At 71.0% G+C, this 13,306-nt stretch carries 11 protein-coding genes; 5 read left to right on the plus strand and 6 right to left on the minus strand.

What is annotated here, in order from left to right; translation table 11 throughout:
- Window positions 1–135: 135 nt before the first annotated feature.
- The 4 genes from AB4091_RS07705 to AB4091_RS07720 all read right to left on the minus strand — a co-directional run bounded on the left by AB4091_RS07705 (window position 136) and on the right by AB4091_RS07720 (window position 4,486).
- Window positions 136–996 carry a carbohydrate ABC transporter permease gene (locus AB4091_RS07705; RefSeq protein WP_442291143.1) on the minus strand — a complete coding sequence of 287 codons (861 nt, stop codon included), beginning with the start codon at window positions 994–996 and terminating at the stop codon, window positions 136–138.
- Window positions 993–2,063, minus strand: a complete 1,071-nt coding sequence (locus tag AB4091_RS07710; RefSeq protein ID WP_442291144.1) for a carbohydrate ABC transporter permease — start codon at window positions 2,061–2,063, stop codon at window positions 993–995. The genes AB4091_RS07705 and AB4091_RS07710 overlap by 4 nt, the downstream gene beginning before the upstream one ends.
- 106 nt (window positions 2,064–2,169) lie before the next feature.
- The gene (locus AB4091_RS07715) at window positions 2,170–3,429 is read right to left on the minus strand and encodes a sugar ABC transporter substrate-binding protein (protein ID WP_442291145.1); all 1,260 of its coding nucleotides are present in this window, start codon (window positions 3,427–3,429) and stop codon (window positions 2,170–2,172) included.
- Window position 3,430: 1 nt separating this feature from the next.
- Window positions 3,431–4,486 carry a LacI family DNA-binding transcriptional regulator gene (locus tag AB4091_RS07720; protein ID WP_442291146.1) on the minus strand — a complete coding sequence of 352 codons (1,056 nt, stop codon included), beginning with the start codon at window positions 4,484–4,486 and terminating at the stop codon, window positions 3,431–3,433.
- Window positions 4,487–4,645: 159 nt separating this feature from the next.
- On the opposite strand from AB4091_RS07720, the gene AB4091_RS07725 reads away from it, so the two are divergent.
- Window positions 4,646–6,850, plus strand: a complete 2,205-nt coding sequence (locus AB4091_RS07725; protein ID WP_442291147.1) for a glycogen debranching N-terminal domain-containing protein — start codon at window positions 4,646–4,648, stop codon at window positions 6,848–6,850.
- A gap of 95 nt (window positions 6,851–6,945) precedes the next feature.
- Window positions 6,946–7,632, plus strand: a complete 687-nt coding sequence (locus AB4091_RS07730; RefSeq protein ID WP_442291148.1) for an SRPBCC family protein — start codon at window positions 6,946–6,948, stop codon at window positions 7,630–7,632.
- On the opposite strand, the gene AB4091_RS07735 is transcribed toward AB4091_RS07730, so the two are convergent.
- On the minus strand, window positions 7,618–7,872 hold the full coding sequence (locus AB4091_RS07735) for a PLD nuclease N-terminal domain-containing protein (RefSeq protein WP_442291149.1): 255 nt from the start codon (window positions 7,870–7,872) through the stop codon (window positions 7,618–7,620). The genes AB4091_RS07730 and AB4091_RS07735 overlap by 15 nt on opposite strands.
- 164 nt (window positions 7,873–8,036) lie before the next feature.
- Between AB4091_RS07735 and AB4091_RS07740 the strand changes: the two genes are divergently transcribed.
- On the plus strand, window positions 8,037–9,671 hold the full coding sequence (locus tag AB4091_RS07740) for a DUF222 domain-containing protein (RefSeq protein WP_442291150.1): 1,635 nt from the start codon (window positions 8,037–8,039) through the stop codon (window positions 9,669–9,671).
- Between the two features lie 96 nt (window positions 9,672–9,767).
- Here the strand turns inward: AB4091_RS07740 and rocD are convergent, their stop codons facing one another.
- Window positions 9,768–10,973 carry an ornithine--oxo-acid transaminase gene (gene rocD, locus AB4091_RS07745; protein ID WP_442291398.1) on the minus strand — a complete coding sequence of 402 codons (1,206 nt, stop codon included), beginning with the start codon at window positions 10,971–10,973 and terminating at the stop codon, window positions 9,768–9,770.
- A 235-nt stretch (window positions 10,974–11,208) separates the two neighbouring features.
- Between rocD and AB4091_RS07750 the strand changes: the two genes are divergently transcribed.
- Window positions 11,209–12,792 (plus strand): cyclic 2,3-diphosphoglycerate synthase, encoded by a 1,584-nt coding sequence (locus AB4091_RS07750; protein ID WP_442291151.1) that lies wholly within the window; start codon window positions 11,209–11,211, stop codon window positions 12,790–12,792.
- Window positions 12,789–13,292: a hypothetical protein gene (locus AB4091_RS07755; RefSeq protein WP_442291152.1), complete on the plus strand. Its 504-nt coding sequence runs from the start codon at window positions 12,789–12,791 to the stop codon at window positions 13,290–13,292. The genes AB4091_RS07750 and AB4091_RS07755 overlap by 4 nt, the downstream gene beginning before the upstream one ends.
- Window positions 13,293–13,306 lie beyond the last annotated feature (14 nt).

Consider the following 13,306-nt stretch of genomic DNA (forward strand, 5'->3'; position numbering starts at 1 on the left):
GTCAACCTGTCCGAGTTGCCGAGGAACGGGACACTTTTCCCAGCGGCACAAGAACTTCGGCGGTTGGCCCGTTGTGGTACGTGAACCGTCACCTGATGGCCCGGTCTCGCAATGCGAGCCGGGCTCCATCATTTTTCAGCCCTTGACGCCGCCCTCGTTGGCGCCGCGGATGAAGTAGCGCTGCAGCGCGAAGAAGAGCAGCGCGACCGGGATCGTCGTGAGCAGAGCCGTGCCGAGCTTCAGCGGGTACTGCGTGCTCGCGCCCTGCCCGCCACTGATCAGGCCAGCGAGACCGGTGACGAGGGTCTGGTGCTCCGGCGTCCCCTTGGTCACGACGAGGAAGTGCGAGAACTCGTTCCACGACCCCTGGAACGACAGGATCGTCAGGGTGATGACGGCGGGCCTGGCCATCGGCAGCACGACCGACCAGAACGTCCGGAACACGCCGGCCCCGTCCATGCGCGCGGCCTCCTCGATCGAGATCGGCAGCGAGTCGAAGAACTGCTTCATGATGAAGACACCGGCGGCGTCGACGACCAGGGGCAGGATCATCGCCGTGTAGGTGTCGTAGATGCCGAGGTAGTTCACCATGAGGAACTTCGGGATGAGCAGGGCCACTCCCGGCACGGCCATGACGGCCACCACGGCGCCGAAGACGGCACTGCGACCGCGGAACTGCAGGCGCGAGAGGGCGTAGCCGGCGAGCGAGTCGAGGAACACGCGAGCGACCGTGACGACGAGGGCGATGAGCACCGAGTTGCGCGTCCACGTCGTGATCGGCACGCCGGCGTCCTCGGTCTGACCGAAGATCCGCGCCCACACCGCGGTCGTGGCCGGGTCGGGGATGAGCGAGAGCGGGTTGTTCGCCGCGTCTGGGTCGGTCTTGAACGACGTCGCGATCTGGACGAAGAACGGGTAGATGAACACCAGCGCGAAGGCGATCAGTGCGGCATACAGCAGGATCGTCTTGACGGGGTTGGAGCGCTTCTCGTTCATCTGCGGCCTCCGATGCCGAAGAGGGGCTTGCGTTCGTCCTTGTCGGTGAGCACGTAGCGCTGGATGCGTGTCAGCACGATGATGATGACGAACACAACGAACGCCATGGCGGCGCCCGAGCCGTAGCGGAAGTTGCCGAAGCTCTGCTGGTACGACAGGAAGGCGGGCGTGAGCGTCGTGCCGTCGGGCGCGCCCTTGCCCATGACGTAGATCTGGTCGAAGACCTGCCAGGTGCCGATCAGCCCGAGGGTGATGACGAGGAAGAGCGCCGGTCGGATCATCGGGATCGTCACGAGCCGCAGCTTCTGCCACTTCGATACGCCGTCGAGGGCGGCGGCCTCGTCGACCTCGACCGGGAGGTCCTGCAGCGCGGCGATGAACATCAGCATGAAGGTGCCCGAGGTCGTCCACACGACGAGGAAGATGATGACGAACAGTGCCACCGACGGCCCCGAGAGCCAGTCCCAGAGGCTGCGGCCGAGGATCTCGCCCTGGGCCCAGCCGGGGTTGTCGACGCCGACGGCGTTGAACAGCAGGTGCAGCACGCCCCTGCTGTCGGTGAACCAGTTCGGGCCGTCCACACCGAACAGGTCGAGGAGCGAGTTGACCGCCCCGGAGTTGGAGAAGAGGAAGAGGAAGACCGTGGCGATGGCGATGGAGCTCGTCACCGACGGGAAGTAGAAGGCGGTGCGGAAGAAGCTCTTGCCCTTGAGCATCTTGTTGTTGACGAGCAGCGCCAGCGCAAGTGCGAGCACCGTCTGGAGCGGCACGACGAGCAGCACGTAGTAGAAGGTGTTGCCGAGCGACTGCATGAAGTTGTCGCGGGTCAGCCCGTCGCGGGCGAAGAGGTCGGTGTAGTTCTTGGCCCCGACGAGCTCGGTGCCCTGGCCGATCGAGAAGGGGTTGGTGTTCCCCTGCCAGTTCGTGAAGCTGACCCAGAGGGCCATGAAGATCGGGATGACGAGGAAGAGCCCGAGGATGACGATCATCGGGATGACGAACAGCCACCCGGCGATGCCTTCCCTGCCCCGTATGCCGCCGCCGGTTGCCTTGCGGGTGAGCGCCATCGCGCTGCTCCTAACGCAGGAAGGACTGGGGGTGCGGGCGGCATCCGGGGGCGTGGTGGGTGCCGCGGATGCCGCCCGCGATGAGGGCCGGGCCCTCGGTGGGTGCTCAGCCGCCGAGAGCGGCGGTGCCGTTCTTCTGCAGCTCCGCGAGCCAGGCGTTCGGGTCCCCGCCCTTGCCGAGCGTCGCCAGCTGGGAGTTGAACTTCGTCATGACCTCGTCGAAGCCCGCGAGGTTGACCGGGCCCTGGGCGTAGTCACCGCCGGCGACGAAGGCCGCCGAGTCGGGGTACTTCGCGGCGAAGGCCTTGGCGCCCTCCTCGGTCGACGGCATGACGCCGAAGGCGTCGGCGAACTTCATCTGCTGGTCGGTCGTGATGAGCGACTTCACGAGGTCGATCGACTGTGCCTGGTTCTTCGACTTGGCGGCGATGCCCCAGCAGTTGCTGAAGAGCAGCGTGCCCTTGCCGGCCGGGCCGGCCGGCAGCTCGACGACCTTGTACTTGAGGTTCGGGAAGTCCTTCTTGGCCCCGCTGATCCAGTTGCCCTCGATGGTCATCGCGGCGACACCCTTGCCGATGGCCTCGCCGCCCCATCCGGTGGCCGGAGTGGTGTCCTTGGCGAACTTGAGGATGCCCTCCTTCATCATCTTCTGGACCTCTGCGAGGCCGGCCTTGGCCGGCGCGCTGTCCGCCGTGATCGTCTTGCCGTCATCGGAGACGATCCACCCGCCCGCCTGCTTGATGAAGGCACCGCTCCGGTTGATGTCGTCGCTGATGACGATCCCGGTGACCTTGCCCGAGGTCAGCTTCTTGGCCACGGCCTCGAGGCTCGCCCAGTCCTTCGGGATGTCGGCGTCGGTGAGCCCCGCCTTGGTCCACATGTCGGTGTTGATCTCGAGCGCGAGCGTCGAGTAGTCCTTCGGCGCGCAGTAGAACTTGCCGTCGTACGTGAACGTCTTGACGAGGGACGGCAGGAAGCCGGCGTCCTTGACCTGGTCGCCGTAGGCCAGCAGGTTGCCCGCCTTGGCGAACGTCCCGAGCTTCGACGCGTCGGTGTAGAAGAGGTCGGGCGGCGTCGTCGAGGCGAAGGCCTGCCCCAGCTGCTGACCGAGGTCGGAGGCCGCGATCACCTCGACGGTGTTGCCGGTCTTCTTGGCCCAGGCGCCGACGGCGGCCTTGACGGCGTTGGTCTCGGCGTCGCCGGAGCTGCCGATCATGACCGTCAGCTTGACTGGCCCGGCCGACGTGTTCTGCGCCGGGGCGTTGGAGTTGCCACTGAACCCGCCTCCTCCGCACGCGCTCAGGACGAGCGCGCCGGTGGCGGCGAGAGCGAGCGCGGCGACACCGCGCGGCATACGTGCTCTCATGTCACTTCTCTTTCCGGTTCGTGCGGTCGCCCGCGGGGGTCGAGCTGGACCTGATGACCAGCTCGGGGCTGAGGAGGAGTCCGTGGGCCGCGGGCGCGTGCGGCACCGCGCCGATCCCCAACAGGTGGAGGACGTGGTCTGCCACCTCGTCGAGGGGTTGGTGGAGGCTGGTGAGGCCGAGCGCCTCGGCGAGGTCGGTGTCGTCGAAGCCGACGAGTCCGAAGTCGGGGCCGCAGCGCAGGCCCCGCTCGGTGAGAACCTGCCACGCACCGAGGGCCAGGGTGTCGGACGCACAGACGATCGCCCCACCACGGCCGAGGGCGTCGATGAGCGACGCCGCTGCTGCCGTCGCCGACTGGAGCACCTGCTGCGTGCCGGCGGACCACTCCGGGTGGGCCAGGCCCAGAGCCTCGGTGGCCCGGGCCCAGCCCGAGCGACGGTCGTCGCCGACGGGAGAGCCCTCGGGCCACCCGAGGAAGCCGATGCGCTCGTAGCCCTGGTGGGCGAGGTGACGGACGGCGGCGTCCACCCCGGCTGCGCCGTCGACGTCGACCCAGGACGTCACACTGGGGTCGTCCCAGACCCGGCCGAAGGCGGCATACGGCACGTGGTTGGCGTCGAGCCACGCAGGTCGGGGGTCGTCGTGTCGGGTGTCGGTGAGCACGAAGCCGTCGGCGATCCGGCGGGCGACGAGGTCCTCGTAGGAGGAGACCGGGCGCGCGGGGTCGGGGGCGGTGAAGGGAACGATGTGCGACCCGTGCCGTCGGGACGCCGTGGTGAGCGAGATGAGGAAGGTGTCGAGGATCGCGCCGAGCCGGCCGAAGCCGTGCGAGTTGATCTCGAGGCCCCACGCGCCGGCGCGCTCCTGCTTGAGCTGCTGGGCGGCCCGGCTCGGGCGGAAGCCGAGGCGCGCGATCTCGCGCTCGACCCTCTCGAGGGTCCCGGGGGCGACACGGTCGGGGGAGTTCACGACGTTGCTCACGGTCTGGCGCGAGACCGACGCAGCCCGCGCGACATCGTTGATCGTCGCCCGCGGTCGCATAGGCCTGGAGGTCACCCTTGACGCCTGCCTGTCTAAGTGGAACGGTCAAATATCCCTTTGAACGTTCCAACTGCCTTTTCCGGATACTCTTGCCTCGCTCCATGACATGTCAAGAGGTGCGACGATGCCGTGCCCGGATGGCGACCGACTCGTGACCTTCGGTAGGAGCAGCAGATGAGCGCTGAGAGTGTTGAGAGCACCGCGGGCGGCGCGCAGAGCGCTGTGAGCGCCGAGAACAGCGAGAGACGGGACGGCGTCGGCACGCCCACCCACCATCGCCAGCCGTGGCTGCACGCCCTCTCCATCTGCGTCGACGGCAACGGCACCGCGCTGAGTGCCGGTGACGGCTCGATGTCGGGCTCGGGTGCCGACGGCTTCTTCGTCGACGACCAGAGGGTCGTCTCCCGCTTCTCGGTCGCGCTGGGACCGTCGGACCTCGTCGACGTCGCGCACGCGAGCCGCGGGGCCGGCAGCGAGTTCTTCCTCTCAGCCCGCGGCCTCGGCGACCCCGGCCCCGACCCGACGGTCGAGGTGCACCGCAGCCGACACGTCGCTGGAGGCAGCCTCACCGAACGGATCGCCGTGGTGTCGCGAGCTGCCACGCCGGTCAGCGCCGACCTCGTGGTGACGATCGCCGGCGACGGGGCCGACATCGGTGCGGTCAAGGCAGGGCTCCCCGCGGGGACGCCCCTGGCCGCGAGCCTCGCGAGCCTCGCGAGCCTCGCGACCGGAGCACCCGACCACGCGTCGGTCGCGACCTGGAGCACCGAGCGGCTCGCCACCCGCGTGAGCTTCGGGCCCACCCCGGCGTCCGTCGACACGACGGCCGACGGTGTCGTCGCAGTCTTCCCCGTCGCGCTCGGCTCGGGCGGCCGGCTCGACGTGGAGGTCGTCGTCACGACCGAGCGACTGGTGGGCTCGAGGTTCGACGCCGATGCCGGGTCCGCGGCGGTCGACTGGGCCGAGTCCGTGGCCGTGGCTGCCGCCGACCCGCGGCTGGGGCGGCTCGTCGACGCCTCGCTCGCCGACCTGCAGAGCCTGCTCCTGACCGACCCGGAGAGTGCCACCGACATCTTCGCCGCCGCCGGAACCCCTTGGTACCTCACGCTGTTCGGCCGTGACTCCATCTGGGCGGCGCGCATGACCCTGCCCCTGGGCACGACGCTCGCGGGCGGCACGCTCCGCGCACTGGCGCGTCGGCAGGGCAAGGCGTACGACGTCGCGACAGCCGAGGCCCCGGGCAAGATCGCCCACGAGCTGCGCCGCACCGAGCACGCCGACCCGGCCGCCGGGTTCTCGTTGCCCCCGGTCTACTACGGCACCGTCGACGCGACGGCCCTCTGGATCTGCCTGCTCCACGACGCCTGGCGCTGGGGGATGCCCGAGGACGAGGTGCGGGCGCTCCTGCCGAACCTGCGGGCCGCTGCGCGATGGCTAGCCGGTGACGCCGCCCCGGACGGCGACGGTCTCCTCAAGTACGTCGACGAGAGCGGCCACGGTCTCGTCAACCAGGGGTGGAAGGACTCCGGGGACTCGATGCGCTTCCGCGACGGGTCGATCGCGTCGGCACCGATCGCGCTCGTCGAGGCGCAGGCGTACGCCGTCGAGGCCGCCAACGATGCAGCCGTCCTGCTGCGCGCGCTGGGCACCGACGAGGGTGACGCGGCGCTCGCGGAATCGTTGGAGGCGTGGTCGGCGACCCTCGCGGGCGCGATCCGCGACCGCTTCTGGGTCGGCCACGGCGACGAGCGCTACCTCGCCATGGCCATCGACGGCACGGGCCGCGCGGTCGACGGCGTCGGATCGAACATGGGCCACGTGCTGGGCACCGGCGCCCTGACACCGGACGAGGCCCGGCTCGTCACCGACACCCTCACCGGCCCGACGATGCTGCGCCGCTTCGGGGTGGCGACGATGGCCACAGACAACGGCGGTTTCAACCCCATCGGCTACCACACCGGCTCGGTCTGGGTGCACGACACCGCGATCTGCGCCCTCGGGCTGGCTCGGGAGCGGCACTCGGCCGAGGGGGCGACGGTCGTCAGCCGCCTGCTCGACCTCGGCGAGGCCTTCGACTACCGGTTGCCGGAGCTCTTCTCCGACGCCGGCGCCCTCGACCGACCGGCCCCCTACCCGGCGTCGTGCCGGCCGCAGGCGTGGGCGGCAGCGTCCGCGGTCGCGATGGTGACCGTCGCGCTGGGGCTCTCGGCCGACGTGCCGTCGCACACCGTCACCGTGCGTCCGCCGGCGTCGCTGCCCTTCGGCGCCATGACGGTCACGGGGATCCGGGTGGGGTCGGCACGGCTCACCGTGAGCGTCGATGCCGCAGGAGGCGTCGAGGTCGAGGGGCTGCCCGACGGGTTCACGCTGACCACCTGACTGTCACCGCCCGGGTCCGGTGAACCCGCCCGACTGCGCCTGCGTGAGGGCGTAACGTCGAAGGAGAGGGTGAGCCGATGGCCCAGGGGGTGGTCATGAGCACGCAGACGTCGCGACCCGCGCGGAGCCACGGGCTGCTCGGCGTGTCCGTGGGGATGCTCGCGGGTTGGTCGGCGCTGACGTTCCGGACGGCATACCTGCACTGGGGGGCGGCCACCCACGAGACCACCGAGCGCCTGCCCGGTGACGAGCTGATCCCGTCGGCCGGCCTCGTCTCCACGCGAGCCGTCACGATCGAGGCGCCCCCCGAACGGGTCTGGCCCTGGGTCGCGCAGCTCGGCCAGGGGCGCGGCGGCTTCTACAGCTACGACGCGCTGGAGAACCTCGCCGGTTGTGACATCCGGAGCGCCGAGACCATCGAGCCCGCGTGGCAGCACCCGCAGGTCGGCGACGAGTTCCGGCTCCACCCGCAGGTGGTCCTCCACGTCGCGAGCGTCGACCCGGGCCGGTCGCTGGTCGTCGAGGGCCGGGCGCGTCCGGGCGAGCCGGCGCCGCCCTACGACTTCACGTGGTCGTTCGTGGTGCAGCGCCACCCGCACCTGGCAACTCGGCTTCTCGTCCGCGAGCGCTACGGCTACACCCACCGGTGGTCGCCCCTGCTCGTCGAGCCTCTCGCCGCCGTCAGCGCGCTGATGAGCCAGAAGATGCTTCGCGGCATACGTGATCGCGCGGAGCGCAAACCCGCCGGCGCCGCGCCGGGGCCGACGTCACGCGTCGGCTGACTCCGTGAGCAGCTCAGGGGCGGCGACCTTGCGACCGCGGGCGAAGTAGGCCAGCGGACCCACGAAGTTCACCGCGATGATCGCGGCCCACATCGCCTTGCTGCCCTCGACCTCCTCCGCCGGCCGGCGTGCCAGGTCGGCCCACGCCGTCGCCGCGAGCGACAGCTGCACGCACCCCGCGACGATGGCCGCCGTCCTCTGGCCGCTCGTCAGCTCCGACCACTCCTTCTTCCTGGCCATGGCCCCTCCTCGGGTCACTCCGACAACCGGGGGGGCGCCCCTCGCCCCTCTTCCGGAGTAGCACGCCCGCACCACCTGCCGCAGTCGATGTGACCGACGAGACGGGTGGGGTGCCGCCCGGCTCGGGCAAGACCACTGTCAGTGGTCGAAGATATGTTCGACTCATGGCAGCAGACCTGTCGACGCTCGAGCTCCTCCGGGGCCGGCTCGCCGACCTGGAGGCGCGACAGCGCGCCGCAGGTGGCGCGTCCCAGGCTGGTTTCTGGGAGCAGTTCTCGGGGCGTATGCCGTCGCAGCCGTCGCAACCGTCGCAGCCGTCGCAGCCGTCGCAGCCGTCGGTCGGGTCTGCGCGGGGCCGGGTCAGGGCGGGGCTGGCGCCTGAGGCGCGGCCGGCCTCGAAGCCGGGTGGAGCCTGGGCCGGGCTGTCGATGGAGCAGCTCGAGTCGGTCGACCTGCTCGAGATGCGGTGGCTCGACACCGCCGGCTACGAGCAGATGGTCAACGACCCCGTCTGGATCGAGTCCGTCGAAGAGCACATCGAGGCCCGCACGCAGGCCGGCGCGGCGGCGAGGAACGACGCCGCGGCGGACGTGATCGCGATCGAGGCGAGCCTCGGCGTCGGGCTGCGGTCGCACGGTGAGGGTGACCTGCTCGCGGCGACGGAACGGGCCGCTCAGCAGCGGCGCGGGTTGGAGGTCTCGCTGGTGACGCTGGTGTCCGAGCTGGTCTCGCGTGGCGTGCAGGCGCCTGGTGGGCTCTCGCACACCGACTGGCTGCGGGCGCACGACCCGAGCCTGACCGCGGGCCAGGCGAAGGCGTTCGTCACCGTCGGCGCCGCGTTGGCGCAGGCGCGGTGGGCCAGGTTGCCGATGCTGGTCGCGACCCAGCAGGTCACCGTGGCCAATGTGGCCCAGGTCATCGACTTCGACACCCGCACCGGCCCGGTCGCCGACCCCGACGAGCTCACCAGCGCCCTGGCCGACCTGACCGGGCAGGCGGCGCGGCTGCGGCCGGAGGAGCTGGCCCGGCTCGCCCGGCACCACACCGAGCAGGTCCGGCCACCGCACGATCAGGACCGCCTCGACCGGGGCCGCCGCGCGGCACGCGGCCTGTGGTTCACCGCGCCGACCGCGACCGGCATGGTCGGGCTGCGCGGGATGCTCGACCCGGAGGGCGCGGCGGTCCTCAAGGCCGCGATCGACCCGCTGTCGGCCCCGCGCCCGGACAAGGACGAGACGGGCCATATCGTCGCCACCGTCGCCACCGGCGAGCGCACCGCGGCCCGGCGCCGGATGGACGCGCTGCTCGCGATCGTGCAGCGAGGGGTCGCGGCCGCACCGGGTGTCGCGGTCACCGACAAGGCCAAGGTGATCGTCCTCATCGACTACGACACCCTCACCGCCGATGTCGACCGGATCGCGTCCGTGAACGGCGCCGGAACGACCCTGACCGGCGAGGTGCTCTCGCCGTCGGTGGTGCGCCGGATGGCGTGCGAGGCCGAGATCATCCCGATGGTGCTCGGCCGTGACGGCGCACCCCTCGATGTGGGCCGCGGGCAGCGGCTGTTCACCTACAGCCAGCGCCTGGCCCTGATCGCCCGCGACCAGGGCTGCAGCTTCACCGGCTGCACCGTGCCCGCGACCTGGTGCGAGGCCCACCACGTGCTGCCCTGGCACCGCGGCGGCAGGACCGACCTGACCAACGGGGCACTGCTGTGCCCGAAGCACCACACCCACGTCCACGAGCACGACCTGACCGCGACCGTCACCGCGACCGGCGTCACCTGGCACACCAGATGACCCCGCCCCGCACCCCGCCCCAAGCCGGCGGGGCCAGCGCCATGCCCGCCAGCGGGATGTCCGGGTGCCGGCTGCCGTCATCGCCGCGGACGGGCCTCAGTGCAGAATCGCCCCGAAGGCATCGAGCAGGATCTGGATGTCCGCCTCGGTCACGACGAGCGGGGGAGCGATGCGCACCGTCGACCCGTGGGTGTCCTTGACGAGCACGCCGTGCTCGAGGAGACGGTGAGAGGCCTCGCGTCCGGTCATCAGGGCGGGGTCGAGGTCGACGCCGGCCCAGAGGCCGCGGCAGCGCACCGCGTCCACACCGCGCCCGACGAGAGAGCGCAGCCCCGCCTCGAGCTGCACGCCGAGCCGGCGCGCCTGCTGCTGGTACTCGCCCGTCGAGAGCAGACCGACGACGGCCTGGCCGACCGCCGTTGCCAGCGGGTTGCCACCGAACGTCGACCCGTGGCTGCCCGGGGTGAAGACGCCGAGCACGTCACGGTCGGCGACGACGGCCGACACCGGCACGATGCCGCCACCGAGCGCCTTGCCGAGCACGTAGACGTCGGGCACGACGTCCTCGAAACCGCACGCGAACGTCGTGCCGGTGCGGCCGAGCCCTGACTGGATCTCGTCGGCGATCATCAGGACGTTCCGGCTGCGGGTCAGCTCGCGAACGCCGCGCAGCCAGCCTTCCGGCGGGATGATCACACCGGCCTCGCCCTGCACGGGCTCGAGCAGCACCGCCACGGTCTCGTCGGTGATCGCCGCCTCGAGCGCCTCGAGGTGGCCGAAGGGCACGATGTCGAACCCGGGCGTGTAGGGCCCGTAGTGGTCGTGCGCGACGGGGTCGTCGGAAAAGCTGATGATCGTCGTCGTGCGGCCGTGGAAGTTGCCGGCCATGACGACGATGCGGGCCCGCCCGTCCGGCACGCCCTTGACCTCGTAGCCCCACCGCCGCGCCGTCTTGATGGCTGTCTCGACGGCCTCGGCGCCGGTGTTCATCGGCAGCACGAGCTCCTTGCCCGCCAGCATCGCCAGGTCGCGGCAGAACGGCCCGAGCCGGTCGCTGTGGAAGGCGCGGCTGGTCAGCGTGAGGCGGTCGAGCTGGGCGCGGGCCGCTCCCACGAGGGCCGGGTGCAAGTGCCCGAAGTTGAGGGCGGAGTAACCGGCGAGAGCATCGAGGTAGCGGCGCCCTTCCACGTCGGTCACCCAGGCACCCTCGGCGCTCTCGATGACGACGGGCAGGGGGCTGTAGTTGCTCGCCACCCAGTCCTCGGCGAGGGTGACGTGCTCGTGGGTGGGGGTGCCGGGGATGGGGAGGCGGTTCGGGCCGGTCTGCTCGCGGGCCCCGGGTCGTGCGGCCGTGTCGCTCACCCCCCGATCGTCGCACCGTCGCCGTTGGACGGCAGCACATTCCGGCGTGACCCCGCTCTCGGCCGTGTGCCGTGTCGTCGGCCCGGTGGGACACTGGCGATGGCGGGTCCCGCAGCCAGGACTACCCGCGATGGGGTGTGTCGGTCACGTCGGTGACCCAGCCGCGGAGATGGCCATGCGCAGCAGCACCGATCCCAGCACGGATCCCAGCACCGACCCCAGCACCGACCCCAGGACAGATCCCAGCAGCATCGCTCCCACCGGTGCCGACACCTTCGACGGGCATCGCACCCGCGTCGTCATCCTCGGCGCGGCCGGACGCGACTTCCACGACTTCAACGTCGTCTTCCGCGACGACCCGACCCACGAGGTCGTCGCCTTCACGGCGACCCAGATCCCCGACATCGAAGGCCGGCGCTACCCGTCAGAGCTCGCGGGTCCCCTTTACCCAGAAGGCATTCCGATCGTCGCCGAGTCCGAGCTGGCCGACATCATCGAACGCGACCACGTCGACGTCGTCGTCTTCGCCTACTCCGACGTGCGCCACGAGCAGGTCATGCACCTCGCATCGCAGGTCATCGCGGCCGGCGCCGACTTCAGGCTGCACGGCGCCGCCCACACGATGCTGCCCAGCTCGCGCCCCGTCGTCGCCGTGACTGCCGTGCGCACCGGAGTCGGCAAGAGCCAGACGACCCGCTACCTCTCGCGCCTGCTGCGCGACCTCGGCCTGCGCGTCGTTGCCGTGCGCCACCCGATGCCCTACGGCGACCTCGCCGCCCAGGCCGTCCAGCGCTTCGCCACCCACGCCGACCTCGACCTGCACGACTGCACGATCGAGGAGCGCGAGGAGTACGAGCCGCACCTCGACAACGGCGTCATCGTCTACGCCGGCGTCGACTACGAGCGCATCCTCCGCGAGGCCGAGCAGGAGGCCGACGTCATCCTCTGGGACGGCGGCAACAACGACCTGCCGTTCTACGTGCCCGACCTGCACCTCGTGCTCGCCGACCCGCTGCGCCCGGGTGACGAGGCCACCTACCACCCCGGCGAGACGAACGTGCGGATGGCCGACGTGGTGGTCATCGCGAAGTGCGACTCGGCGAGGCCCAGCGACATCGAAGCGGTCGAGGCATCAGTGCAGATGCTCAACCCAGGAGCGACGGTGCTGCGCGCGGACAGCCCTGTCACGGTTGACGATCCTGCGGCACTGCGAGGCCGACGCGTCATCGCCGTCGAGGACGGCCCGACCCTCACGCACGGTTCGATGACCTACGGGGCCGGGGTCGTCGGCGCCCGGGCCGCCGGTGCCACGGAGATCGTCGATCCGAGCCCGTACGCCGTCGGGTCGATCGCCGCGACCTACGCGAAGTACCCGAACGCGCGGGGTGTGCTGCCCGCCATGGGCTACGGAGCCGCCCAGATCGGCGACCTCGAGGCGACGATCCGGGCTGCCGTCGACGCAGGGGTGTGCGAGGCCGTCGTCGCCGGCACGCCCATCGACCTGACCCGCGTGCTGTCGGCGCCGGTCCCCGTCGTGCGCGCTCGCTACGAGCTGCGTGAGGTCGTGCCGGGCGGCCTGGCCGCGGCCGTGCGCGCCGCCCTGCCTGCGGAGCTGCTCGAACGGCATACGGGAGCGGAAGACGCGGCCGCTGCGAGCCCCACGGGCTCCGCCCCCACCCCCACCTCCAACCCGACCTCCACGCCCACGTCCACGCCCACCTCGTCGGCGCCCTCCGTGCCGGCCGGGAGCGCGTCATGAGTGCCGCAACCGAGCACCAGCCGTCCGACTCGCGCGACCACCGGGCGGGCCACCTGTCCGAGCCTCGCGAAGCGCCGCCCCCCGGTCGTGCCGGTCGTGCCTCCAGCACGACCGGCAGCTACTTCGGCGGCGCCGTCGTCAACGTGGTCCTGCTTGTGCTCGTCAACCGCTGGCCCGGCTGGGAGGTGGTGCCGTTCCTCACCGACCGGATGCCGCTCGTGCTGGGCCTGGTCAACGCCTCGCTCGTCGTCGGCATCGTCGTCAACCTCGTGCTCACCGTGTGGCACCCGCCGCGGCTCAAGGCCCTCGGCGACCTCGCCATCGGCGCCGTCGGCACCGCTGCCATGGTGCGGATCTGGCAGGTCTTCCCGTTCGACCTGCAGGGAAGCGCCTGGGAGACGGTCGTTCGCGTGCTGCTCGTGGTCGGTCTCGTCGGCACCGGCATGTCGATCCTGGTCGCGTTGGTCCGACTCGTCCGGGGTGGGCGAAATAGGACGTGAGTCCAACCACGAAA

It is taken from the genome of Terrabacter sp. 2RAF25 (assembly GCF_052115265.1).
GTDB lineage: Bacteria > Actinomycetota > Actinomycetes > Actinomycetales > Dermatophilaceae > Terrabacter.

What these genes read in the sequence shown, in the direction of transcription:
- AB4091_RS07740 (WP_442291150.1), top strand. Translation starts at nt 8,037, where the DNA reads ATGGCAGCAGACCTGTCGACGCTCGAGCTCCTCCGGGGCCGGCTCGCC.
- AB4091_RS07750 (WP_442291151.1), top strand. Translation starts at nt 11,209, where the DNA reads ATGCGCAGCAGCACCGATCCCAGCACGGATCCCAGCACCGACCCCAGC.
- AB4091_RS07715 (WP_442291145.1), bottom strand. Translation starts at nt 3,429, where the DNA reads ATGAGAGCACGTATGCCGCGCGGTGTCGCCGCGCTCGCTCTCGCCGCC.
- AB4091_RS07730 (WP_442291148.1), top strand. Translation starts at nt 6,946, where the DNA reads ATGAGCACGCAGACGTCGCGACCCGCGCGGAGCCACGGGCTGCTCGGC.
- AB4091_RS07755 (WP_442291152.1), top strand. Translation starts at nt 12,789, where the DNA reads ATGAGTGCCGCAACCGAGCACCAGCCGTCCGACTCGCGCGACCACCGG.
- AB4091_RS07735 (WP_442291149.1), bottom strand. Translation starts at nt 7,872, where the DNA reads ATGGCCAGGAAGAAGGAGTGGTCGGAGCTGACGAGCGGCCAGAGGACG.
- AB4091_RS07725 (WP_442291147.1), top strand. Translation starts at nt 4,646, where the DNA reads ATGAGCGCTGAGAGTGTTGAGAGCACCGCGGGCGGCGCGCAGAGCGCT.
- AB4091_RS07705 (WP_442291143.1), bottom strand. Translation starts at nt 996, where the DNA reads ATGAACGAGAAGCGCTCCAACCCCGTCAAGACGATCCTGCTGTATGCC.
- AB4091_RS07710 (WP_442291144.1), bottom strand. Translation starts at nt 2,063, where the DNA reads ATGGCGCTCACCCGCAAGGCAACCGGCGGCGGCATACGGGGCAGGGAA.